General features: G+C 48.7%; 23 protein-coding genes. 3 read left to right on the forward strand and 20 right to left on the reverse strand.

The features are described 5' to 3' along the window. Positions 1-27: 27 nt before the first annotated feature. From flhA to BFC18_RS18555, 20 genes are all read right to left on the reverse strand, one after another. Positions 28-2130, reverse strand: a complete 2103-nt coding sequence (flhA, locus tag BFC18_RS18460) for a flagellar biosynthesis protein FlhA (protein WP_070127024.1) — start codon at positions 2128-2130, stop codon at positions 28-30. A gap of 91 nt (positions 2131-2221) precedes the next feature. Further along, on the reverse strand, positions 2222-3346 hold the full coding sequence (flhB, locus tag BFC18_RS18465; protein ID WP_070127025.1) for a flagellar biosynthesis protein FlhB: 1125 nt from the start codon (positions 3344-3346) through the stop codon (positions 2222-2224). An 11-nt stretch (positions 3347-3357) separates the two neighbouring features. Beyond that, positions 3358-4140 carry a flagellar biosynthetic protein FliR gene (gene fliR / locus BFC18_RS18470; RefSeq protein ID WP_083273211.1) on the reverse strand — a complete coding sequence of 261 codons (783 nt, stop codon included), beginning with the start codon at positions 4138-4140 and terminating at the stop codon, positions 3358-3360. Between the two features lie 13 nt (positions 4141-4153). Beyond that, on the reverse strand, positions 4154-4423 hold the full coding sequence (gene fliQ, locus BFC18_RS18475) for a flagellar biosynthesis protein FliQ (protein WP_070127026.1): 270 nt from the start codon (positions 4421-4423) through the stop codon (positions 4154-4156). A 9-nt stretch (positions 4424-4432) separates the two neighbouring features. Continuing rightward, positions 4433-5170, reverse strand: coding sequence for a flagellar type III secretion system pore protein FliP (gene fliP / locus BFC18_RS18480; protein WP_139139056.1), 738 nt, complete (start codon positions 5168-5170; stop codon positions 4433-4435). A 13-nt stretch (positions 5171-5183) separates the two neighbouring features. After that, positions 5184-5504 carry a flagellar biosynthetic protein FliO gene (gene fliO, locus BFC18_RS18485; RefSeq protein WP_342670049.1) on the reverse strand — a complete coding sequence of 107 codons (321 nt, stop codon included), beginning with the start codon at positions 5502-5504 and terminating at the stop codon, positions 5184-5186. A gap of 124 nt (positions 5505-5628) precedes the next feature. Then, positions 5629-6036 carry a flagellar motor switch protein FliN gene (gene fliN, locus BFC18_RS18490; RefSeq protein ID WP_070127028.1) on the reverse strand — a complete coding sequence of 136 codons (408 nt, stop codon included), beginning with the start codon at positions 6034-6036 and terminating at the stop codon, positions 5629-5631. Positions 6037-6064: 28 nt separating this feature from the next. Then, positions 6065-7123: a flagellar motor switch protein FliM gene (gene fliM / locus BFC18_RS18495; RefSeq protein WP_070127029.1), complete on the reverse strand. Its 1059-nt coding sequence runs from the start codon at positions 7121-7123 to the stop codon at positions 6065-6067. A gap of 12 nt (positions 7124-7135) precedes the next feature. Next, complete coding sequence (gene fliL, locus BFC18_RS18500) at positions 7136-7696, reverse strand: flagellar basal body-associated protein FliL (protein WP_070127030.1); 561 nt, start codon at positions 7694-7696, stop codon at positions 7136-7138. A gap of 85 nt (positions 7697-7781) precedes the next feature. After that, positions 7782-9689, reverse strand: a complete 1908-nt coding sequence (locus BFC18_RS18505) for a flagellar hook-length control protein FliK (protein ID WP_070127031.1) — start codon at positions 9687-9689, stop codon at positions 7782-7784. 137 nt (positions 9690-9826) lie between these two features. After that, positions 9827-10276, reverse strand: coding sequence for a flagellar export protein FliJ (fliJ, locus tag BFC18_RS18510; RefSeq protein ID WP_070127032.1), 450 nt, complete (start codon positions 10274-10276; stop codon positions 9827-9829). A 5-nt stretch (positions 10277-10281) separates the two neighbouring features. Next, a complete protein-coding gene (fliI, locus tag BFC18_RS18515) occupies positions 10282-11616 on the reverse strand; it encodes a flagellar protein export ATPase FliI (protein ID WP_070127033.1) in 1335 nt (444 codons plus the stop codon). Further along, entirely contained in the window at positions 11609-12391 is a 783-nt protein-coding gene (gene fliH, locus BFC18_RS18520) for a flagellar assembly protein FliH (protein WP_070127034.1), read from the reverse strand. Before fliH ends, fliI begins: the two co-directional genes overlap by 8 nt. Positions 12392-12405: 14 nt before the next feature. Then, a complete protein-coding gene (fliG, locus tag BFC18_RS18525) occupies positions 12406-13437 on the reverse strand; it encodes a flagellar motor switch protein FliG (protein WP_070127035.1) in 1032 nt (343 codons plus the stop codon). Positions 13438-13448: 11 nt separating this feature from the next. After that, positions 13449-15152, reverse strand: a complete 1704-nt coding sequence (gene fliF, locus BFC18_RS18530) for a flagellar basal-body MS-ring/collar protein FliF (RefSeq protein ID WP_070127036.1) — start codon at positions 15150-15152, stop codon at positions 13449-13451. Between the two features lie 14 nt (positions 15153-15166). Further along, positions 15167-15502, reverse strand: a complete 336-nt coding sequence (gene fliE, locus BFC18_RS18535; RefSeq protein WP_070127037.1) for a flagellar hook-basal body complex protein FliE — start codon at positions 15500-15502, stop codon at positions 15167-15169. A gap of 217 nt (positions 15503-15719) precedes the next feature. Beyond that, positions 15720-17066 carry a sigma-54-dependent transcriptional regulator gene (locus BFC18_RS18540; RefSeq protein ID WP_070127038.1) on the reverse strand — a complete coding sequence of 449 codons (1347 nt, stop codon included), beginning with the start codon at positions 17064-17066 and terminating at the stop codon, positions 15720-15722. Beyond that, complete coding sequence (locus BFC18_RS18545) at positions 17063-18208, reverse strand: sensor histidine kinase (protein WP_070127039.1); 1146 nt, start codon at positions 18206-18208, stop codon at positions 17063-17065. Before BFC18_RS18545 ends, BFC18_RS18540 begins: the two co-directional genes overlap by 4 nt. Before the next feature lie 116 nt (positions 18209-18324). Then, the gene (locus tag BFC18_RS18550) at positions 18325-19806 is read right to left on the reverse strand and encodes a sigma-54 dependent transcriptional regulator (RefSeq protein WP_070127040.1); all 1482 of its coding nucleotides are present in this window, start codon (positions 19804-19806) and stop codon (positions 18325-18327) included. 158 nt (positions 19807-19964) lie between these two features. After that, positions 19965-20768, reverse strand: coding sequence for a flagellin (locus BFC18_RS18555; RefSeq protein WP_070127041.1), 804 nt, complete (start codon positions 20766-20768; stop codon positions 19965-19967). 257 nt (positions 20769-21025) lie between these two features. Between BFC18_RS18555 and BFC18_RS18560 the strand changes: the two genes are divergently transcribed. The 3 genes from BFC18_RS18560 (at position 21026) to pseC (ending at position 23784) form a co-directional block, all read left to right on the forward strand. Further along, positions 21026-21481 (forward strand): adenylyltransferase/cytidyltransferase family protein, encoded by a 456-nt coding sequence (locus BFC18_RS18560; RefSeq protein WP_070127042.1) that lies wholly within the window; start codon positions 21026-21028, stop codon positions 21479-21481. Between the two features lie 135 nt (positions 21482-21616). Further along, positions 21617-22618 (forward strand): UDP-N-acetylglucosamine 4,6-dehydratase (inverting), encoded by a 1002-nt coding sequence (gene pseB, locus BFC18_RS18565; protein ID WP_070127043.1) that lies wholly within the window; start codon positions 21617-21619, stop codon positions 22616-22618. Continuing rightward, complete coding sequence (pseC, locus tag BFC18_RS18570) at positions 22615-23784, forward strand: UDP-4-amino-4,6-dideoxy-N-acetyl-beta-L-altrosamine transaminase (protein WP_070127044.1); 1170 nt, start codon at positions 22615-22617, stop codon at positions 23782-23784. Before pseB ends, pseC begins: the two co-directional genes overlap by 4 nt. Positions 23785-23803 lie beyond the last annotated feature (19 nt).

Raw genomic sequence — 23803 nt, forward strand, 5'->3', positions numbered from 1 at the left:
CAACCTCTTCACTCACCCAGTGTCAGATTATTGACCGACAGAGCTGACAATTTTAATTTGCTTGTCGTCAGGTATTTCCTGGTACGACAACACATGCAAGCCAGCTACCGAATATTTAAGGAAGCGTGACAGCACAGGTCGCAACATACCTGACGTCAGGAGTACTGCAGGCTCGCCTTCTAGCTCTTGTTGTTGTGCGGCCTGTTGCAAGGATTGTTGGAGACGATCTGCGAGTCCTGGTTCGATACCGGCGCCATCTTCTCCCCCTGCCTGAAGAGACTGGTGCAACATCTGTTCCAACTCTGGTGCCAGAGTTATGACGGGCACTTCTTTGGCACCTTGGCTGATTTCCTGAACGATGAGACGTTTAAGCGCAATACGCACCGCAGACACCAGTACATCTGGGTCCTGACTGCGTGGGCCGTACTCAGACAACGTCTGAACAATGGTACGCATGTCACGAATAGGCACCCCTTCAAACAACAGTGTCTGCAGCACCTTAACCACGGTACTCAGCTGCAGAATGTCAGGCACCAGCCCTTCAACCAGTTTCGGACTAGACTTGGCCAGCATGTCCAGTAGTTGCTGAGTTTCTTCATGGCCGAGAAGTTGATAAGCATTGTTACTCAGCAGCTGGCTTAGGTGCGTTGCCACTACGGTAGCAGCGTCAACAACGGTATAACCGAGTGTTTGTGCATGTTCACGCTGGTTCGGCCTTATCCACACTGCGTCTAAACCGAAGGCAGGATCTTTCGTTGCGCGCCCTTCGAGTTTACCGAATACCTGACCAGGGTTGATGGCGAGTTCTTCGTCGTGACTGATTTGCGCATCACCAATGGTGACACCCAACATCGCAATGGTATAAGCATTGGGGTCGAGATCAAGATTATCGCGAATGTGTACTGGCGGTACCAGGAAGCCAAGTTCCTGAGAAAGCTTTTTACGCACGCCCTTGATTCGGGTGAGCAGTTCGCCGCCCTGGGATTTATCGACTAACGGAATAAGCCGGTAGCCCACTTCCAGTCCGATGGTATCGACCTGCTGTACGTCGTCCCAACCGAGTTCTTTAGCCTCTGGAACAGGATGATCGCCCCCCGCTTCTGTCTTCGCTGGTACTTTTGGTTTTTCAGCTTCCTTTTTCGCCTGCACACCTTGCCAGTAGGCATAACCACCCGCTATGGCAGAGAATCCGAGAAACGCGATGTGCGGCATACCTGGCACAATGCCCATAACAAACAGCACCGCTGAGGCAATATAAAGCGCCTGGGGGTTACCCAGTTGGGTCCGGATTTCTTTACCCATCTCCTGGGTTTCGTTTTCACGAGTCACAATAATGGCGGTGGCCACCGACAGCAGCAGCGAAGGAATTTGTGCTACTAAGCCATCACCGATAGTCAAAATGGTATACACCTCCATGGCATCGCCAAACGCCAGGTCGTGCTGAATCATGCCGATAAATAATCCACCTACGATATTAATCAGCATGATGAATAAGCCAGCAACCGCATCACCTTTTACAAATTTAGACGCACCGTCCATAGAACCGTAAAAGTCGGCCTCTGCGGTGATTTCCTCACGACGTTTACGAGCCTGATCCTGGTCGATATAGCCAGCATTCAAATCGGCGTCAATGGCCATTTGTTTACCGGGCATGGCATCAAGGGTAAAGCGGGCACTCACTTCTGAGATTCGGCCTGCACCCGCGGTAACTACTTTGAAGTTAATGATCAGAAGGATAGCGAATACGACAACCCCCACTGCATAGTTACCACCAATCACCACCGCACCAAACGCCTCGATCACCTTTCCCGCAGCGTCGCCCCCTTCATGGCCGTACAGCAGAACAACCCGGGTGGATGCCACATTCAACGCTAGCCGTAATACCGTAGCAATAAGCAAAACCAGCGGGAAAATACCAAAATCCACCGGCTTTTGGGTAAACACGGCAACGAGGATGATCACCAGACTCAGCGCAATATTAAAGCTGAACAGCACATCGAGTAGAAATGGCGGCATGGGAAGAATAACCATGCCCATAATCGCCAGTAATACGACAGGCGCACCAAGACCACTGGTGATATTTTGAAACTGGTTCTTGTCGAACCGCTGCAGGTAGGCGGATAACTGCATAATAATTGCTCTCGCTAACAGAAAATTGACACTTCAATTGCGTCTGTAGTGAGTAGTTCAACTACTGTGCCAGTTTGCTTTATCCCCCGAATTAGCGCCGGAGTTCTGGCGGAATAGGCAGATCTTTCTTCAGCGGTTTCGGGCGCTTACCTTTACCCGCTTTAAATGCGCGCAGTTGATAGACGTACGCCAGTACCTGGGCAACCGCCATAAACAGTTTGTGAGGGATTTCGTGGTCGACTTCTGTTGAGTAGTAAATCGCCCGGGTTAGCATGGGCGAAGGCACAATGGGAACGTCGTGAGCGTCACCAATTTTTCGAATATGCATGGCTAATTCTTCGATACCTTTGGCGACCACCACCGGCGCACGGCCACCGTTGTCATCGTATTTCAGTGCTACAGAATAGTGGGTCGGGTTGGTTACAATGACATCGGCTTCCGGTACCTGCTGCATCATTCTTCGGGCTGCGGCCTGGTATTGCAGGCGACGAATACGCCCTTTCACCATGGGATCGCCTTCAGCGTTTTTACGCTCGTCCTTCACTTCCTGCTTCGACATTTTCATTTCTTTGTTGTGCTTGTACATCTGATAAGGCACATCAAGGGCGGCAATAGGGATCATACCCAGAGTAAGAAACAAAAACGCCCACTCCAGCATATCCAGGGCGTGAAACAAGTTATTGGGGTACAGCTCAACGTCGAGATGAAGTGCCTCATCTTCATAATACATCAGCGTTAACAGGGCGATGGTAGCAATGACAAAAAACTTGGCAATGGCCTTAAGCAATTCAACCAAGCCGTTCATACCAAACATGCGCTTGAAACCATTCAAGGGGTTAAGTTTATTTAGCTTTGGTGATGCAGACTGCCAGGTAAAGTTATAGCCACCTAGTGCGATTGAACCGTATATTCCCGCAGCCATGGCTACAATCATGTACAGCAACACCGGCCCTGCCACTGCAGAAAACCCCTGTGCCCAGGCATTAAACATGTGAGTCATGTCGTAGGTTTCATCGCGGGACAGCGTAAACATATCTTCCATCATGCCGAAGATTGCTTTCGCAATGGTGCCGCCAAGCAATAAAAACATGATGCCACTGGCCACCAGCACCAATGCCGTAGAGAGTTCTCTCGATCGGGCGAGCTGCCCTTTTTTTCGCGCGTCTTCGAGGCGTTTGCTCGTGGGGTCTTCTGTTTTATCCTGTTGATCAGCCATGGCTTACCTCATCAAGTGGGACAAATCAGCAGCAACTCACACATAAACTGCTGTGCTCGCTGCCATTGTGTGGCGAAATGGGAAACAAAGTTCTCTAACGTAACCCAGATAATAATTAACCCGGTTATCTGAGCAATAGAGAAACCAATACTAAAAATATTCAACTGTGGCGCAGCTTTGGTCATAACACCAAAGGCCAAGTTCACTATCAGTAGCGACACAATTGGGGCTAAGGAAAGCGTTACCGCGGAAACAAACATCCAACTTGCCCACTCGGCGATGTCCCGGAACTGGGCTGCGGTCCACCAGGCTTCACCGATGGGAAAAGCATCGAAGCTGGTTGTAATCATTTGAATCATTGCCAGGTGGCCATCTAAGGTCCAGAACAGCAAGGTTGCAAGAACAAGATAAAACTGACCCACGGCCGGAACATTAATACCGTTCACCGGGTCGACTATCGATGCAAAACCAAGCCCGGTCTGCATTGCCACTATCTGGCCTGCCAGCACGAAGGTATTTAATACCATCATGGAAATGAAGCCGATGGCGACACCAATAATAATTTGCTGAATAACTTCAACAATGGCGCCCACCCCAACTAAGTTGTCGAATGGAACAGGTTTTATAACTGGCATAATCACTAAGGTAAGAAACAGCGCGAGCAATGTTCTCACCGTCACCGGGATCGATTGAGCACTTAGACCAATCATCGCAGCAAACAGACCACTGATGCGCATAAAAGGCAGCATCAGGTCGGCCAAAAACTCATTGATGGTATTGAGATCGACGTTCACTAACGGAGCCTGCTTATCCCACAACCTGCGGGATTTGCTCAACCATATGGAAGGTAAAATCCATCAGTTGCTCCACTAACCAATTCCCGCCCCAAGCCAGCGCCAACAACGTGACGATAAGACGGGGCAAGAAACTCATGGTTTGTTCGTTAATGGAGGTTGCTGCCTGGAATACGGCAACAATCAAACCCACAATCATGCTAGGTACGATAACCGCGGAAACCAGCAGAATTACCATAAACATGGATTCCCGCAATATTTGTACAAACACCTCTGGTGACATAGTGCTCTCCTAGACGCCCATACCAAAACTGGTGGCTAGCGTACCGAAAATCAGGTTCCAGCCGTCTACCAACACAAACAACATCAACTTGAAGGGCAATGAAACGATCATCGGCGATAGCATCATCATACCCATTGCCATCAATATTGAGGCGACAACCAAATCGATGATCAAAAACGGAATGAACAGCATGAAACCAATCTGAAAGGCAGTTTTTAACTCACTGGTGATAAAAGAAGGGATGAGGATAGTAAGCGGCACATCTGCAGGTTCATCATACTTCCCTTCGTCACCGGCAATGCGAACAAATGTTTCTAAGTCTTTCACCCGGGTCTGCGACAACATAAACGCCCGCATAGGCTCGGCGGCTTCTTCTAGCGCCTGACGGGAAGTCATTGCTTCGTTTAAATAAGGTTGAAGTGCGCGTTCATTCACTTCTTCAAATACCGGCGTCATGATGAACATAGATAAAAACAAGCTCACGCCAATCAGGATTTGGTTGGAAGGCGCCTGTTGTAAGCCGATAGCCTGACGTAAGATAGACAACACCACAATGATGCGGGTGAATGAAGTCATCATCATAATGAACGCAGGGATGAGGCTCAGCGCAGACATGATAAACAGTGCCTGCAGTGTCATTGAGTAATCTTGCGAACCATCCGGATTACTGGTGACGGTAACGGCAGAAATGCCCTGTTGCGCCATTACCGGTAGGCTAAACAACATAAAAACGGGAAGCATCAGCATCAATAAGCGGTGTTTATTGTTTTTCATTGTCCGCTCCTTTTACGCCGGGGTTAATGGTGCCCGCCATAGCTTTGATCAGTTTTTGCTTAAAATCGGCACCACCGGTTTCATTGCTGTTATTGGTTTCCAGAGGCGTTTCAAGTTTGCTCAAATGGTTAATGTTGGTGGCTGTCACCCCAATGAGATGCTGCTCTTCCCCAACCTGAATAACAATAATACGCTCTCGCGTACCGGCTACCATGCTGGCCACCACTTTCATCTGACCACTACTGGCATGGGTGACATTAAACCGGCGCATCAGCCAGGCTAAAGAAAAAATAATGCCGACCACCACGAGAAGTGATCCGAAAATTGACAGTACAGAAACAGGATTGGAAAAAGATTGGGTGCCTTCGGCACGGGTTGTGAAGCTAAATAACAGGGGCAGCAGAAACCAACCCCCTGTTTTAGAAAGCGTTTTAGCGAAGCTTTTTGATTCTCTCGATCTGACTGATAACATCCGTTAACCGAATACCAAATTTGTCGTTGACTACTACTACTTCACCATGAGCAATCAACGTGCCATTTACCAGAACATCCAGTGGTTCCCCGGCAACCCGGTCTAATTCCACCACTGACCCCTGGTTCAATTGTAGCAGGTTCCGGATACTGATTTGGCTGCGCCCCACTTCCATGGAAATGGTCACAGGAATATCCAGAATGGTATCCAGTTTCTTTTTCTCTTCCTGCGTGATGGGGGCGTCGTCGGTTAGTTCATCTAATTCGGCAACCTGAACGTCCTCGCCACCTTCACCTTCGGCCGCTTCCGCATCGGCCTGCTCGGCCATAGCCGCAGCCCAGTCGTCCATTCCGTCATTATCACTCATGACAATACCCCTTTAACTAAGATCATAACTACAGATCTTCTTCAAGTACTTGTAGCTCAGCGTCGTTATCAATAACGCGCCCACCACGGGTTAATAATTGCAGTTCCGATTTCACCGACGTAGGCCGGGCGATTTTATCGGAAATTTTCAGTGCCAACGCATCACGGGAGCGACCCAGCTTCGCGCGAAACGTCGGTAAATCCTCAATAAGCACAGTAATGTGCTCCGGCATTTCTACCGGAATAATATCACCGGGCTTAAATTCCATTATCTGTCGAAGCGGTACATCCACGTCCAGCATGTGCGTGGTAAGCGCGACCTTCACATCCAGAATTTCATCCCTAAGTGCCTTACTCCACCGTAAATCGGTATCTTCCTTATCGCTTTGAACACCGGCGTCTAACAATTCCCGAATCGGCTCTAACATAGAATACGGGAGTGATACGTGAAAATCGCCACCGCCGCCATCAAGCTCAATATGGAAAGAACTGATCACCACCACTTCGGTCGGACTCACAATGTTAGCCATGGCCGGATTCACTTCTGAATCGAGGTATTCAAAGGAAACGTCCATAACGGGCGCCCAGGCTTCTTTGTAATCTTCGAAGATGATTTTCAGTAGCATCTGAATAATACGACGCTCTGTAGGCGTAAACTCACGACCCTCAATTTTGGCGTGATAACGACCATCACCACCGAAAAAGTTATCTACCAGAATAAAGACCAGACGCGCTTCCATGGTGATAAGTCCGGTTCCCTTAAGTGGGCGGAATCGCACCATATTCAAACTGGTGGGTACAAACAACGTGTGAATGTACTCACCAAATTTAATCATTTGAATACCGTTGATGGAAACTTCAGCAGACCGGCGCATCATGTTAAACAAGCTCACCCGCAAGTGCCTTGCAAAGCGCTCGTTCACAATTTCCAGCGTCGGCATCCGCCCCCGTACAATGCGATCCTGCGAGGAAAAGTCATATTCCAGCGCAGATCGGTCGGAGGGAGCGTCCGAGACTTCTTCTTCTTCGACATCATCGACGCCATGTAACAGCGCGTCGATTTCGTCTTGTGATAATAAATCGCTCACTGAGATTACCCGTTATTGCATCACGAAACCTGTGAACAATACCTGTTCGACCACTTCTGTTCCGGTATATTCCTTCATCGCGGACTGTACTTCTTCCAACGCTTTCTCGCGAAGTTCAATTTTCCCTGCTTCGGTGACCAGATCATCGGCGTTGCTGCTACTGAATACCTGCAACAGTCGGCCCTGAATGAGCGGCATATTCACTTTTGCCGTTTCTTCGTTGTCTGACCCACGTACCAAAAGCTGAATCTTTATCTGCACGGTGCGCTCGCGCCCACTGCCGGGAATATGAAACAGCAGTGGTTGTGGCATGGCAACATAAAGCGCAGTGCCTATTTCGGCGCCAGCACTGCCTGCACCTGCATCGGTGGCTTCGGCTTCAGCCTCTTCGCCACCTTCCGCGGCCGCTTCGCCTTCAACGCCTTCTTCTGCCACGGGTTCATCACCTGCAAACAAAAAGAAATACGCGCCTGCGCCGCCACCAAGTAACACCACTACGATGATGATAATGAGCATTAACTTACTCTTTTTACCACCACCCTCTTCTTCAATTTGTAACTCTTCATCAGCCATTGAAACAACCTCATCAATCAGAATGGCAAGTATTATGGGACTTTAACTGTAATTGGCAAGACGCTTCGCGTATGCGCAATTACGGTTAAGCATAGTCGTCTATTCCACCTTGCGCCTGTCGGGTCAAAGATTGTTCAACCACTTGAGTTTCTTCTTCGCCACCGCCAGCAAACTGACCATTGCCGCCATTACCTGAGCCTTCACTGCCCTGCTTATTCGCTTCACCCTGTTGCTGTTGGTTAACGAATGACTCTCCCAGACTGATGCCCTGCTCGGCCAGCATTTCGCGTAAGCGCGGCTCCGCTTGTGCCAATGCGTCCCGGGCCTGCGGAGATTGCACAACGAAATTGACTGATGCCGAATCGCCGCTCACATTAACCCTCACCTGCATACTGCCAAGTTCAGGCGGATCTAAGCGAATTTCTGCCATTGAATTTCTGGCATTCACCATCCAACGTACTTTCTCAGCCAGTTGTTGCTGACCTTCAGGTTGATGAATGTTCACCGCTTTGTCGGCATCGGCGGGCTGTTGAAGTACACGCTCCGCTTTCACTTGCTGAATATCAGCAAGGGCATTGTCTGCTCGGGTCTGCGCTCCCGCCATGATAGTGGGGTTCCCCGCGCCCGCCACTTGGGTGGCCGCATTCACCAGTAATGATAATTGCTGCATTTCGCCGGCGATGCGTTGTTCAATGTTGTCATCGGGTAAAATATCCGCCCCATCAATCACATCAGCAATCATGGCCTCTAGCGTTTGTGCGGGCTCCACGCCAGCATCAAGTTTGGTTTGATACTGCTTAACAGCATCCATCACGCCCTGTTTTACCTCAGCCTTTTGCGTTTCATTGCTACTGTCGGGCAAGAGCGCCACGACTTTATCTGCCAACGATTCCGCTACCAGTGTTTTAGTGGTGTCTTCGGTTACCGCCAGATTTTTCATCAAATCGTTTGCCGGCACCAAGGGTAATGCGGCGCTGCCGTCATCAGTTGTGTTTTTATCTGCTTCTTTGTCGCTCGGCTGCTGTTCTGTGTTGTCACCAAGTTCACTTTTTATCAGTGATACCAGTAGCTCTGCGTCGGTGACGATGATGTCTGCTTCAGCAGAAGTCTCGCCGTTAGCAAGACTTTCAGCAATGCGGTTTAGATCTTTGCTGCCATTTTTTGAAAGGCTTGCAAGCAGTGAGGCCGCCATTTTCATTACATCTTCAGTAACAACGTCGTCGGCCTTGCCCGGCTGCTCGCCGTCTTCTTCACTGGCCATGAGCTTTTTCACGGCTTCATTCAACGCTTCAACCAAGGCGGCTAATTCGGCGTTTTTATCTGTACTTTCAGTATTTTCGGCGTCAGTCTGAACTGTGCCTTTTAAACTCGCGATAAGTGCTTCGAGGTCGGTATCCGGCGAGACAACATCGGTGGTCAAGGCTGAGTCATCAACAATAACGTCGCCCTCGCCAGAAGCATCTATTACGATGTCTTGCTCAGACGCGGTTTCGTCACCACTGTTAAGCTTGCGGATGGCATCAACAAAGGCCAACCAGTCAGGCTGTATGTCGATATCAGGTTGGATGTCTGCCGTGTTCTCCTCAATTGCCGCTTCACCCTGAGCCAACAAGGCGTCATCGAGCTCGGTGTCGACATCCGCTGCATTTTCGCCATTATTCGCATTGCCACTACTTTGGGTTTTCTTGGTAGTGACATCATTGGCTGACTGTTCAGACTGCGACTGCGCTTCATTGCCTTCACCACGGCGAGATTGCTCATCCACCTTTTTCTCAACCGGTGTGTCACGTTTAACCGAACGATCAACCGTAATGTCATCTGCGTTTTTTTCCCGAGGCTTATTGTCACGCACAGGTGGGGATTGAGTCGCTTGCGTAAATACCTCTTCAAAAGCCTGATTTTGGCCTGAAGCATCTGCACTTGCCGTCGATGATTCTATATCAACTGGCAGAGCGGCAATATCTGAACGTTGCGTGGCAACTTGTTGCATCATAATCTCAATCCTCTTCCCGCAGACTGTGTGTTTTCGTCAAAAAACAGTAAATTGGGTGGGTTATTTTTCGTCACTGATAAGACTATTCAAATCCTGTTCCAATTGTTGAATTACTATGAACTTTACTTGAAAAATTGTTAGTAACCTGACTTGGACAACTGATTTCTATAGAATTTTTGTGACGCGAACTCATCACTCATGATTTGTTCCAGGCGAGATTCTTTTTGACGGGCTTCAAGGGCTTTTTTATCGATTAACATATCCACGGCTTTCCGACGCTTTTGCTGTTCCAGCCAGGCACGTTTACGCTGATCGGCCACCACAGTAGCTTGAGAGATAAGGTTCATTTGCTGTTGGCAGGCTTTATCCAGCTTACCTACAAACGAAAGGTGTTGATGATACGCTTTCGCACCCACACCACTCTTGCCTGTGGCCTGAATTTGACGCAGATAATCCAACCGATATTGCTGCAGGCTACTTAACTTTTGGCGTTGCTGGGTAACATGCTGCTGCGCGAGCTGAAATTGCTGCGCCGCCTTCTGTTCCTTCTCTAGTTCAAACTTAGCGACTAAATCAAGTTGACTCATGGCTGTTACCCTTTACCTAACCCACCTGCCAAGGCAGTCATGCCCTGAAGGCACTCACTGTAAGGCAAAATATTCTTCATGCCTTGCTGCAGGAAAGCGTTAATTGCAGGTTCGGCACGAATGGCCAAATCGATACGCGGATCTGAACCTTTGGCATACGCACCAATGGAAATGAGATCACGGTTTTGCTTGTACATTGAGTAAACCTGACGAATACGTCTGGCTTGCTCTACATGTTCGTCGCTGGTTACCATGGGCATTACCCGGCTGATAGAGGCTTCAATATCAATCGCGGGATAGTGACCACTATCGGCTAACGAACGTGACAATACAACGTGACCATCCAGTATTGCCCTTGCCGCATCGGCAATAGGGTCCTGAAGATCATCGCCTTCTGTCAGTACGGTATAAAATGCGGTGATCGAGCCCTGGTTTTCGCTACCATTACCCGCCCGTTCCACCAAAGCAGGCAGTCTTGCGAACACGGAGGGTGGGTATCCCTTCGTTGCCGGTGGCTCACCCACCGCCAATGCAATCTCGCGCTGTGCCATGGCATAGCGTGTAAGAGAATCGATTAATAGCAGCACATTCATGCCCTGATCGCGAAAATACTCCGCAATGGTCACTGCTGTTTCGCACCCTTTTAACCGCATAAGTGGTGAGGTATCAGCTGGCGCTGCTACGACGACCGCACGTTGGCGCTCTTCTTCGGTAAGAATGTCGTGAATAAATTCTTTTACTTCTCGTCCCCGCTCGCCAACCAATCCCACCACTACAACATCGGCCTGACATCCCCGGGTCATCATACCCAACAGCACGGACTTTCCGACACCGGAGCCGGCGAATAGTCCCATACGCTGACCCACACCCACCGTGTTCAGGGCATTAATAGCACGAACTCCCACATCCATAGGTTCAGATATTGGTCGACGACTTAACGGGTTTATCGGAGGCTTGTTCGTGGATACGCGGGTATCAGCTTTTACTGGTCCTAAACCGTCCAGCGGCTGACCATTTCCGTCGACCACGCGACCCAGTAATCCCATGCCCACTGCCAAACCACTTTGGCGATTTAACGGAAGTACCCGAGAACCCGGCACGATGCCACGTACCGCCTCAGTTGGCATAAGATAGGTAATGTTTTCACCGAAACCTACCACTTCCGCTTCTATCTCTCCCTCGACAGTCTGGACCATGCACTGACTGCCCACAGGAAGTTGGCACCCCACAGCTTCAAGCGTAAGACCGATACCCCGGACCAGTTTTCCCGCTGCCACAATAGGAGGCTGAGGAATATCGCCACAGAGGTTTTCGAAATAATTACCCCAGGGGCTAGTCATCAGACAATCCCTGGTCGAGCAGGAAGCGATTCAATACATCTCGGCAGCGACGCTCAACCGACACATCGACGGCATTTTGCTGAGTGGTAATATCGCACCCACCACGAGACATTGCCGGGGCTTCAATGAAATGCCACCCCTTCGCGGCAATCGTTTCATCACCATAGTGATTTTTAACAACTCGAATGTCGTCGGGATGCATGGATATATGAAATTGTGATTCAGCCACTGGCAGCGCTTTTAAACCTTCAGCCAACGCCTGCATCACCACATCTTCACTGGTTTGCACTTCCGTTCTGATAACTGCGCGGGCAAGAGACACCGCTAATTTCACCAGTTGCTTACGGGTGTCTTCGTTAACCTGAGATAACGGTGCTACTAAATTATCCGCTAGCGAAGACCAATGCCCACCCAAAGCAGCCATCTCTTCTTCAGCTGCATTTAAACCATCTTCTTTACCTGCCTGCAGTCCGGCTTCATAACCTTCCGTTTTGCCTTCTTCAAAGCCAGCAGCCTTGCCTTCGTCAAATCCGGTTTGCTTACCTTCGTTATACCCTTCGTCATAAGCAGACTGACGAATGGCTTCGATTTCTTCCGCCGTTGGCGGCAAAATTTCTTCTTCCTCAGCTTCGGGAGGCTCGTATTTCCAGTCGCTACGACGATTCAGCGCATTAGTGCGGGTGAGATCTTCAGTGGTCTGCGCTTCATCAAGAAATGGCAAATCCCAGGACTTCGCATCTGAAAATTCATCATTCTTTGGCAATTTATCATTCATGGCAGATTAGTCCGTTACAGGAACTCTTCGCCGCCACCGCCGCCCAGCATAATTTCACCGGAATCAGCAAGACGTCTGGCCACCGACAGAATTTCTTTCTGTGCAGTTTCCACTTCAGATAAACGTACCGGACCGAGCGCTTCAAGATCGTCCAGTAACATTTCTGCCGCCCGGGCCGACATGTTACCAGTGATTTTATTTTTGAGCTCTTCATCAGCGCCTTTAATGGCTTTCAGCAGTGAGTCCTGATTCACTTCGCGCAGGATTGCCTGTATGCCGCGGTCATCCACGTCTATGAGGTTATCGAATACGAACATCAGATCCTGAATTTGCTGGCTCATTTCTTCATCTTGTTCACGGATGGCATCCATTAACTGACCTTCAATGGAGGTATCGAGGTAGTTCATGATATCGGCGGCAGACTTCAGGCCGCCCATTTTGGCCGCTTGTGCACCTGCCTGACCGGCAAACTGCTTCTCCATGATTTCGTTCAGCTCCTGCAAGGCTGCGGGCTGAACTTCTTCTAAATTGGCGATACGCATCAGCAAGTCCAGACGCACTTTTTCAGCGAACTGCGACAAAATTTCCGCACTTTGCTCAGGCTCAAGATAAGACAATACGATGGTTTGAATTTGCGGGTGTTCGTTTCGAATAATACCGGCCACCTGCTTGGAATCCATCCACTTGAGAGAATCAAGCCCTTTGGCGCCACTGCCCATCAAGATTTGATCGATCAGGTTCGCCGCTTTATCTTCACCCAGTGCAGCAGTAAGCGCACGCTTCACAAAATCTTGGCTCTGGAAGCCGATGGTGCTGTAATTTTGAATTTCTTCAATAAAATGCTTATGCACGGCAGTAATTTTCGGTTGAGTCATATCGTCAACCTTCGCCATTTCACCGCCCAATTTTTGCACCTGCTTCGGTTCCAGGTGCTTGAGGATTTGGGCTGCATCTTCTTCTGACAAACTCAGCAACAGGATAGCGGCCTTTTCTACCCCTTCCAGTTTACTAATGTCATAAGTTTGTTGGTTATTATCTTCAGGCATTTTGTTGAACCTTAGTCATCCAGCGTCAACCAGCCCTTAACAACCTGTGCGGACAACTCAGGTTCATTCGCAACCAGCGCACGCACAGCTTTAAGAACATCTTCATCTTTGTGTAAATCTGGCAACATGAGCGAACCATCAGGCGCAAAACCTACCTGACCTTCATCAAATTCCTGACTCAGCATACTAATAGTATCATCACCCAGGTCTAGGCCCTCATCCGCATCGAAGTCGTCAGAGTCTTTGGTCTCATCAGGATTGATCAGACGGCGCAACATTGGGCGAATCACGAAAATGATCAGCACAATAATGATGAGTCCGCCCATGACCAGTTTAAGTATAGGTAAAATTTCCGGACGTTCCCAGAAAGGTAAATCTTCGACGCCTTCCTCATCCATACGGGTGAAAGGCACACTGACTACTTCCAGAGAATCTCCGCGAGCCACATCAAAGCCAATTCCACCTTGCAGTAAGCGACGGATATTAAGAAGTTGCTCCTGGGACTTCGGCGCGGTGGTGACACTGCCATCTTCAGCCGTTGTGCGGTCATGATCGACGGCCACCGACACGCTCAGACGACGAATAACGCCAGTCTGCTTTTTGGTGTGGCTGATGGTGGTATCCAGCTCGTAATTTTTTGTCGATTCGCGGTTGCTACGACCAGGCACCGGCGCTGATTGCCCGTCTGCGCCAATGGCGTTTTCCGGAATGTTAGAATCAAGCGGAGGCTGATTGGTGAGTGCGCCCGGAATACCACCGTTAAGCCCACCCACACTGTTCGACTCGATGGTCATTTCGCTGCGCACAGCGGGTAAGTCTGGGTTATAAGTGCGCTGGGTTTGCTCCATGGCCGTGAAGTCCATAGACACATCAGCTTGTGCTGTGTAGTTTCCTAAACCGAGTACCGGGATCAGAATAGCATCAATTTTTTCCAGATATTCCTGTTCGCGCTGACGCTCAATTTCATATTCTTTACGGGCCCGGGCACTCATAGAATCCTGAGAACCAGAATTCAATAATCGACCGTTACTGTCTGTCACCGTTACCCGCGCAGGTTCCATGCCTTGCACCGCAGAGGCCACGATATCCACTACGGCATCCACTTCTTCACCGGCAATAACTTTGCCGCGCTTGGCCGTTAACACAATGGTAGCGCTGGCCTTCTTTTCTCGACGGGCAAATACATTTTCTTTTGGCATTGCCAGCAGTACCCGGGCTTTCTGAATGCTGGTCATATCTTCTATGGTTGCAGCAATCTGTTGCTCACGCGCATGCTTCAATCGCTCCATTTCCACGCGTTGCGATACACCAAAGCCCATGTCTTGCATGATAATTTCAGTGCCATCATCGCCAGCACGGGTTAAGCCTTGGCGGGTCATACCAAGGCGAATGGTTTGAAATTCATCGGTAGGCACTAAAACCGTGTTACCTTCCAATTTATATTCAATTTGATTGGCATCAAGGTAGTCTAAGGTCTCGATGAGCTCTTCAGTTTCCAGCTTTGCCAACGGACGATAATCAGGCTCTTGCGCCCACAACAAAATAAAGATGGCAATGGCAACACAGATAACCAGCACCACAGCAAGGGCCATTTGACGCACCATGTCGGCACTACCAAGGGTGTCCATGAACCCGGATTTATTCTCTGCACCGGAATTGACGCTATCGTCGATTCCGTCGCTTACGGTTAAGTTAGTACCTGTTGCTTCAGCCATGACGTACTACCCCACTACACCGACATGTTCATAATTGTTTTATAGGCTTCCAGTACTTTGTTTCTCACCTGTACTGTTGCTTCAAAGGCAATACCTGCTTTTTCTTTTGCTACCATAACCTGCGCCAGGCTGAGAGAGGGATCGCCCATTTCAAACCGCTGTTGTAAATCCTTTGATTCCAACTGCATATTGTTTACCCCTTCCACTGCCTGCTTAAGCATGGCTGAAAACTCACTGCCAGAAGCATTCTTTACTTCTAATGCCTGCTCCGGCATTTCTGTGGCCTGCAGACGGGTCTGGCCGATCATAGATTGCATTTCCTGATACAAACTGTTGGCTTTAATGTCCATCGCTGACTCCTGAAAATTTACGGTTCGTCAGAATACTGTCTGACTTTGTTTCTTAAGTAGACAACAGCAAAAGCAATACCAACTTTTTTAAGTTATATAATTCAGAAGCTTAGAGGCAATGCCAAATAACTGACACAGAATTGACAAAAAAAGCCACGGTTGAATACCGTGGCAAGAGGCTTGTGTGAAACACGCACACATTGCAATGAATTGATTTTTACGCAGGTACGTCGATGCCTTCATCACGCATGCGTGCCAATTTATACCGTAACGTTCGCGGACTTATACCCAGCTTTTCAGCGACATCTTTTCGTTTCCCTTTGCATAGCTGAAGGGTATCAAGAATGATCTGGTGCTCTTGATGTCGTAATTCAGAGCCGAGTTTACTGTCGTCAATAACGGGGTCGTCGATACTTGCGGTATGGCTGACCAGTGTGGCGGTCATGTCGATCATCAGATCTGAAGATTCGATAACCTCACCGTCGCACAGTATTAACGCCCGTTGCATTACGTTCTCAAGCTCTCGCACATTGCCCGGCCAGTCATACTGCACAAGTTTATTGCGGGCAGCAGCAGAAAGCCGTATATCGCGATGTTGCTTGCTGTCTGCATGGCGGGACATCAGATGTTCCGCTAATGGCACGATATCACCAGGGCGCTGTGCCAACGGCAGCCAGATGATGGGGAAAACATTCAGGCGATAATATAAATCTTCGCGGAATTCGCCTGCCTCCACGGCTTGTTTGAGATCGCGGTTACTGGTTGCAATAACGCGAACATCCAGCTCAATGGTTTTTCGACCACCCAGCCGTTCGACTTCTTTTTCCTGCAAAACGCGAAGCAACTTAGCCTGTAATGCCAAGTCCATTTCCGTAATTTCATCGAGGAGAATGGTGCCGCTCTGCGCTTGTTCAAACTTACCCGGACACGCCTGCACAGCGCCCGTAAATGCGCCTTTCTCATAACCGAACAACGTCGCTTCGAGCATATTTTCAGGAATGGCGGCACAGTTGATAGCAATAAAGGCTTCGCCTGCCCGGGCTGACTGGTCGTGAATGTATCGAGACAGCACTTCCTTCCCTGAACCACTGGGACCAAGCACCATGACGGTTGCTTCAGAGCCCGCCACTTTGCGAGATAACTCTAATAACTTTAAACTTGAGGGGTCGGCAGCAATGGGCGTTCGGGATTCAATTTTATGCGACGGCGCATAGCGGCTAACCAGATTGAGCAACACTTCGGGCGCAAAAGGCTTGGAAAGGTAATCTGTGGCGCCATCACGCATTGCCTGTACCGCATCGTCGATAGTTGCGTAAGCCGTCATCAATAATACCGGTAACTGTGGATAGCGCAGTCTGATATTTTTGAGTAGTGTCAGCCCGTTCATCTCGCCCATTTGTATATCGCTGACCACCAAATCGATATTCTCTGACGCTAATTTAACCAGCGCGTCTTCAGCGGATGCTGCCGCCACTACACGATAATCTGCAAGCAGTAGCGTATCATTCAGTGCTTCGCGCAAACCGGCGTCGTCTTCGACAATTAAAATAGTAGAATGACTCATGACTTGGCTCCTGTGATTGCAGGGGAAAATGAAGGTGATGGTTTAACCGTTATCGGTAAGGTCATTGTGAAACAGGCACCCCGTCCGTCGAGGTTGGTGACACCCAACTGGCCTTTATGAGCATTCACAACAGATTTCACCACGGCTAAGCCCAATCCGGTTCCATGGGTTTTAGTGGTAAAAAACGGTTCGAAAATTTTCTGACGCATAGAAAGCGGTACGCCTGGGCCCTGATCAATCACCGAAATAGCAATATGCTCACCACTGCGAACCACCGACAAATTGATCACGGCACCTTGTGGACTGATCTGAGAACCGTTATGGATGAGATTTAAAATAGCACCTTGCAACGCAGTGAGATTTCCCGTTAGTGTGGATTCTCCATCGAAACCTTGAATGCTAAGGGTTTGCTCGGCTTGCTGAATAATGGTGCGGGCATTAGGCTCAATAGCGTCGAGTAGCTGTGACAAAGAAATCTCAGAAACAACCTGATCTTCACCAGACTTAGCAAACAACAGCATGTCGTTTACCTGACTTTCTAATTCTTTAAGGCGATCAGTGAGCTTACCCGCGAAATCCCGGGTAGCATGCTCACCTAAACCTTTGCGTTTTAAATTAGCGGCATACAGCATTGCTGCAGACAATGGTGTACGGATTTGATGTGCCAATGAGGCCACCATTTTACCGAGCGCAGATAAACGCTGCATATGACTCACCCGGGCTTGTAACTCACGGGTTTCTGTTAAATCGGTGAGTACAATTAGCTGGCCTGGTTCGTTTTCGAGGGGCGTAATGGATAATTTAACCCGACGGCCATCGATAAGCGATACTTCATGACCATCGTCTGCCCGAGGTTTAAAGGAGCGAGCAATGATGGTTCGCCATAACTCACCTTCTAGCGGCTCGCCCAGTAACTCACTGGCCTGGCTGTTAACCTGCCGAACAACACCCTGACCGTCCAGAACGATAACGCCAGCAGGCATCACTTGCAGAAGATGCGACAGGCGGCTTGCTTGCTTTTTGAGACTATCAATATCGTCAGCGACACCGGCATCATCAGATGCAGTGTTGTAACGGTATTCAGAAATTTGTACTGATGTGTCGCTATACAGTGAAGAATAGCTTTGTCCATCGTATGCCATAAACCCCTCGTCAAAAAGCAGACATTGTGCCTTACGGAGGTTTATGCATTTGATGTGCCAAAAATAAAACCCAATAAATACAAAACCTTATTCGCATTTACTGGCCGACTTTACAGTCAATTATCTGACGGGACGGACTCTTCTCGCTGAATTTCGTACTTGCGCATTTTTTCAACCAAGGTGGTTCTACGCATGCCCAGCTTATCGGCAGCACGGGCAACCACCCACTCTTGCTGATCCAGCGCCTGGATGATGAGATTGATTTCCAGTTCTGACAGGTATTCTTTGAGGTTCACACCGCCTTCTGGTAACTGAGAGTTATCAGACGATGCTTCCGGTGCAGCAGGTTCAGGCGTATTTTCGGCGTCGCGATCTGCTTCGCTGGCCGCAGCCTCAGCAAATAACTCGTTAAACGCATCACGCTCTAACAGTTCCTCTGGATAGTCAGGCTCATAAATCTGAATTTCGCCATATTGATACTTCACTGGCAAATCCTGAATATCCACAATCTGATTGGGATAGAGAATGCTTAAGCGTTCCACCAAATTGGAAAGTTCACGAACGTTGCCCGCCCAATCATGTTCCATCAGCGACGATATCGCCATTTCAGTGAATTTAACTACTGAAACGCCATCGCCCTGAATACGACTAATCAGTTCTTGTAACAGCAGCGGAATGTCTTCGCGACGTTCACGCAGCGCCGGGCTGTCGATGGGGAAAACATTCAGACGATAGTACAAATCCTCACGGAATTTATCGTCTTTAATCATGGTTTCCAAATTACGGTGCGTTGCCGCGATGATACGGACGTTTGCGCGGATCGGCGTGTGACCGCCTACCCGTTCAAAGGTTCTTTCTTGTAAAACGCGCAGCAGTTTTACCTGCATCTGCAATGGCATGTCGCCAATTTCATCAAGGAATAAAGTACCGCCTTCAGCCAATTCAAACCGCCCTTTACGCGCACTGATTGCGCCGGTAAAGGCCCCTTTTTCATGACCAAACAACTCACTTTCCAGCAGTTCACCAGGAATAGCACCGCAGTTTACAGGAATAAACGGGCCATCTTTACGCTCTGAAAGGAAGTGTACATTACGTGCAATCACTTCTTTACCGGTACCCGATTCACCAAGGATAAGCACGGTTGCATCAGTAGGAGCCACTTGCTCTACCAGCTTACGAACGATTTGAATTTGCTGACTTCGACCAACAAGACTACGGAACAAGCGGGTTTTGAGCCCGGCGGTTTTTACAGGGCCAGGACGATGTCGGGAATATTCCTGACAGCGATGGATAGCCTGAGTGAGTACCGGATAAGTAATAGGAAGTGTTGCAGTGCTGACCAGATTACAATTGGGCGTTACCTGGCCGTCTGCAGACTGTATCGCGACAAAAGGGATGTGGGGAAACTGCGCGACCAGATTTTGAACCTGGTCGGGTCTGGCGTAGTCAACCATCACTGCTTCCACTGAATGGGTATTTAAATAGCCAAGGCTATCTGCGAAAGATTGCCCAAAGCAAGCTTCCCCCATGAAAGTAATGACTGTCTCCAACTTTTGAATAAGTTCGCCGTTATCACTAACGAGCAAAATTTCCTTCATCGATTCCTCGAGAACGCGTTTTTATTATTTACAGTCTAGCGCATCTGTCTGATTGTAGCGGTAAAAAATCAGTTCGGAAACACTGATTCTCGTTTTGTAATAAAAAAAAGCAGTCCACACTGCTTTTTTTTGTTTAAAAGGTAACCGTTTAGGATTAATTAACTGAGCAGCGCGAGTACCTGACCCTGTTGCTGGTTGGCTTGCGCTTGGACCGTCGTTGCCGCTTGTCCACGCACATCATTCGCTACACTTTCAGAAACTGCCTGAGCATAATCGAGATCTTGAATACGGCCTCTTGCCTCGGTGGTGTTTACATCGGCCTGGGTCAAATTACGGGCTGTACTCGCCAGCGCGTTTTGTGTTGCGCCCAGGTCGGCACGGAAACCACCGACGGTTTCCAATGCCGCATCGGCGGCATCTAACGCATCAGTTAAATTATCGGAAGTGACGTCAATATTGAGTAAGCCCGACAGATTGCCAGCCACATCGCTGGTGTTCACTCCCACCTTCTGGTCTGGATTGGCACCAACTTGAAAACTGATTTCGCCATCGGCATTCAGTAACGGCTTACCGGCAAAGGTGGTTTGCTCTATGGTTTGCGTGATGTTTTCCTGAAGCTGCGTGATTTCAGATTGAATGGCCTGACGGTCGGCGTCGGACAAAATACCGCTACCCGACTGCAACGTGAGTTCTCGAATACGATTGGCGTCGTTATTAATGCCTTCAAGGCCACCCTCGGCGACCTGCGCCAGTGAGATGCCATCGTAGACATTGTTCACCGCCTGGCGATTGCCTTCGACCTGAGAAGTCAGGCGATCGATGATTTGCTGAGCAGCAGCCCCGTCGGCAGCGCTGTTAACTTTTTTACCAGAGGCGAGCTTCTCCATCAGGCTGGTTTGTTTTTCCTGAACCTGTTGAAGTAATGAAGTATTAGATGATGCATCACTATTAAAGTTGATCATTTGAGAAGTCTCCTCAGCATTACGCTAACTAGCATCACGGTAAGTTAATCGTGATTATCTGACTCAGGTTTAAATATAGCACAAACCCGTCATATTGTTTGATAGTATCAAAGCCAGTACAACGAATCACTTTTTGTTCAGTTCAAAAGGTCTCAGAATTGACACGTGAGTGTTAAAAACTATAACTAAAATTTCAGGTACAGGTAGCCGGGCTTTGGCCGATATAACAAGGACTGAACGAAAAAAGCATGATGAAAATGACCACTATTGTCACCTATGGCACTTTCGACCTTTTTCACATAGGCCATGTTAAGTTGCTAAAACGCTTACGTGCGCTTGGCGATCGTCTGATTGTCGGTTTGTCTTCTGATGAGTTTAATCAGCAAAAAGGTAAAACCACGGTCATCCCCTTTCATGATCGTCGCGAAATCCTGCTGGCTTGCCGCTACGTCGATGACGTATTTCAGGAAAACTGCTGGGAGCAAAAGCGGGAGGACCTCATTCGTCTGGATGCTGACATATTCGCCATGGGAGATGATTGGGTGGGTCAGTTCGATGATTTGCAGGATATTGTGAAAGTGATTTATCTGCCACGAACGAAAGATGTGTCGACCACTGAATTGAAAACTGTGATCCACGAAATACAAGATGAAAAAATCAGAGAAATTCAGAAAGTGACAAGGCACCTTCATGGGCTTATTGAAAATATCTGATGATTTTAACCTCTAAAATGCACCGTCGAGGTATAAGAATCAAACAGACAAAACACTGATAGTGTTAAGGTTTGTGGCAAAGCTACCGACACATGATATATTTAACTTAACAATCAAAAAAATAGCGGGCGTGATATGTTCGATGGAAAGTCTATATTAATCACCGGTGGCACCGGGTCTTTTGGTCATAAATATACCGAAACGCTCCTTTCTCGCTATAAACCTAAGCGCCTGATTATCTACTCACGTGATGAACTCAAGCAGTTTGAGATGCAGCAGCGGTTTAATGCCCCCTGCATGCGTTACTTTATCGGTGATGTACGTGACAAAGACAGACTGACCCGCGCGATGCAGGGCGTAGATTTTGTTATTCACGCTGCGGCGATGAAACAAGTGCCCGCTGCAGAATATAATCCCACTGAATGTATTCGCACCAACATCGACGGAGCGGAAAGCGTTATAAACGCCGCCATCGATAATGGTGTGAGTAAAGTTATTGCCCTTTCGACCGATAAAGCCGCCAACCCTGTAAACCTGTACGGTGCCACCAAGTTAGCTTCGGATAAATTATTCGTTGCTGCTAATAATATGGTGGGTGGACGCAAGCCGCGCTTTTCTGTGGTTCGCTACGGCAATGTGGTGGGTTCAAGAGGCTCGGTTGTGCCTTTCTTTGAAAAGTTGATTGATGAAGGCACAGACCATATTCCGGTTACCCATCAGAATATGACCCGCTTCTGGATTACTCTGCAGCAAGGCGTAGACTTCGTGCTCAAGAATTTTGAGCGGATGTTGGGAGGAGAAATCTTCGTACCTAAAATCCCTTCTATTCGAATCACTGATCTTGCCCAGGCGATGGCCCCTGAACTGCCAATCAAAATTGTAGGCATTCGCCCCGGGGAAAAACTTCACGAAATGATGTGCCCTGGCGACATGGCTTTCCATACCTTTGAGTTTGACGATCACTTCGTTATCGCCCCTGCTATTAAATTTTTCCATCGTAGTAATAACTTCACCAGTAATGCGCTTGATGAAAAAGGAAAGCCTGTCGACGAAGGGTTTGAATACGTGTCAGACACCAATCCGCACTTTTTATCGGTACAGGAAATCTGTGCTTTTAACGAGGAAGCGAAAAAGTGATTCCGTACGGTCGACAGCATATTGATGAGGACGATATCAACGCCGTTGTCGAAACGCTAAAATCAGATTGGTTAACGCAAGGCCCGGCTGTACCTCAGTTCGAACAAGCCTTAGCAGACTACTGCCAGGTTCAATTTGGTGTCGCGGTAAATAGCGCTACCTCGGCACTCCATATCGCTTGTCTGTCGCTAGGCGTGGGAGACGGTGACCGTGTTTGGACCTCGCCGAACTCTTTCGTAGCCTCAGCCAACTGCGCATTATATTGTGGTGCTGAGGTCGACTTTGTCGACATAGACATAACCTCAGGTAACCTCTGTGCAGCGGCTTTGGCCGACAAACTGGAACAGGCAGCATGCACTAATACGTTACCTAAAGTAGTGATTCCTGTTCACTTCGCCGGACAATCCTGTGACATGGAAGCCATCGCGAAGCTGGCACAAATGTACGGTTTTAAGGTTATCGAAGACGCATCACATGCTGTGGGGGCGAGTTATCAAGATAGCCGTGTGGGCTGCTGCCAATTCTCTGATATCAGTATTTTTAGTTTTCATCCGGTCAAGATTATTACCACCCTCGAAGGGGGAATGGCGATGACCAACAATGCTGAACTGGCAAGTACCATGCGATTGCTTCGAAGCCATGGCGTGACCAACCATCCGGATAGCATGAAAAAATCTTCCGACGGCCCTTGGTACTATGAACAAATAGCACTTGGCTATAATTATCGCATGAACGACGTTGAGGCCGCCCTGGGTGCTAGTCAGGTAAACAAACTCAGCGAATATGTAACACAACGAAATCGTGTTGCAGCCCACTACGATCAGCGGTTCAGCGGCGAAGGCAACATCGCCCCGCTTGTTGTTTCACCATCATGCGTAAGTAGTTTTCACTTGTATGTTGTGAGAATTAACGCCATCACGCCAGAACAGCAGGCTTGGTTAGTATCTTCACTGCGAGAAGCCGGCATTTTTGCCCACTTGCACTACATTCCCATTCATACGCAACCTTTCTATCGAGAGAAAGGATTCAACTGGGGCGATTTTCCCGCAGCGGAAAGCTACTACCGTCATGCAGTCACTTTACCCGTTTTTCCAGATTTAACGCCTTCACAAGTTGATTTTATTGCCGATACATTACTATCGCTCGTTAATTCTTTAACCAGGTAGCGATGCGTTTACTTTGGTA

Origin of the sequence: Alteromonas confluentis (genome assembly GCF_001757105.1) — a bacterium.
GTDB lineage: Bacteria > Pseudomonadota > Gammaproteobacteria > Enterobacterales > Alteromonadaceae > Alteromonas > Alteromonas confluentis.

Bases quoted from the DNA above. Each gene is read 5' to 3' on its own strand.
- BFC18_RS18505 (WP_070127031.1), bottom strand. From the start codon at position 9,689: ATGATGCAACAAGTTGCCACGCAACGTTCAGATATTGCCGCTCTGCCA.
- fliL (WP_070127030.1), bottom strand. From the start codon at position 7,696: ATGGCTGATGAAGAGTTACAAATTGAAGAAGAGGGTGGTGGTAAAAAG.
- fliF (WP_070127036.1), bottom strand. From the start codon at position 15,152: ATGGCTGAAGCAACAGGTACTAACTTAACCGTAAGCGACGGAATCGAC.
- pseB (WP_070127043.1), top strand. From the start codon at position 21,617: ATGTTCGATGGAAAGTCTATATTAATCACCGGTGGCACCGGGTCTTTT.
- BFC18_RS18550 (WP_070127040.1), bottom strand. From the start codon at position 19,806: ATGAAGGAAATTTTGCTCGTTAGTGATAACGGCGAACTTATTCAAAAG.
- flhA (WP_070127024.1), bottom strand. From the start codon at position 2,130: ATGCAGTTATCCGCCTACCTGCAGCGGTTCGACAAGAACCAGTTTCAA.
- BFC18_RS18540 (WP_070127038.1), bottom strand. From the start codon at position 17,066: ATGAGTCATTCTACTATTTTAATTGTCGAAGACGACGCCGGTTTGCGC.
- fliN (WP_070127028.1), bottom strand. From the start codon at position 6,036: ATGAGTGATAATGACGGAATGGACGACTGGGCTGCGGCTATGGCCGAG.
- fliG (WP_070127035.1), bottom strand. From the start codon at position 13,437: ATGCCTGAAGATAATAACCAACAAACTTATGACATTAGTAAACTGGAA.
- fliQ (WP_070127026.1), bottom strand. From the start codon at position 4,423: ATGTCACCAGAGGTGTTTGTACAAATATTGCGGGAATCCATGTTTATG.
- fliJ (WP_070127032.1), bottom strand. From the start codon at position 10,276: ATGAGTCAACTTGATTTAGTCGCTAAGTTTGAACTAGAGAAGGAACAG.
- BFC18_RS18555 (WP_070127041.1), bottom strand. From the start codon at position 20,768: ATGATCAACTTTAATAGTGATGCATCATCTAATACTTCATTACTTCAA.
- fliE (WP_070127037.1), bottom strand. From the start codon at position 15,502: ATGGACATTAAAGCCAACAGTTTGTATCAGGAAATGCAATCTATGATC.
- fliP (WP_139139056.1), bottom strand. From the start codon at position 5,170: ATGCTGATGCTTCCCGTTTTTATGTTGTTTAGCCTACCGGTAATGGCG.
- BFC18_RS18545 (WP_070127039.1), bottom strand. From the start codon at position 18,208: ATGGCATACGATGGACAAAGCTATTCTTCACTGTATAGCGACACATCA.
- BFC18_RS18560 (WP_070127042.1), top strand. From the start codon at position 21,026: ATGACCACTATTGTCACCTATGGCACTTTCGACCTTTTTCACATAGGC.
- fliI (WP_070127033.1), bottom strand. From the start codon at position 11,616: ATGACTAGCCCCTGGGGTAATTATTTCGAAAACCTCTGTGGCGATATT.
- flhB (WP_070127025.1), bottom strand. From the start codon at position 3,346: ATGGCTGATCAACAGGATAAAACAGAAGACCCCACGAGCAAACGCCTC.
- fliH (WP_070127034.1), bottom strand. From the start codon at position 12,391: ATGAATGATAAATTGCCAAAGAATGATGAATTTTCAGATGCGAAGTCC.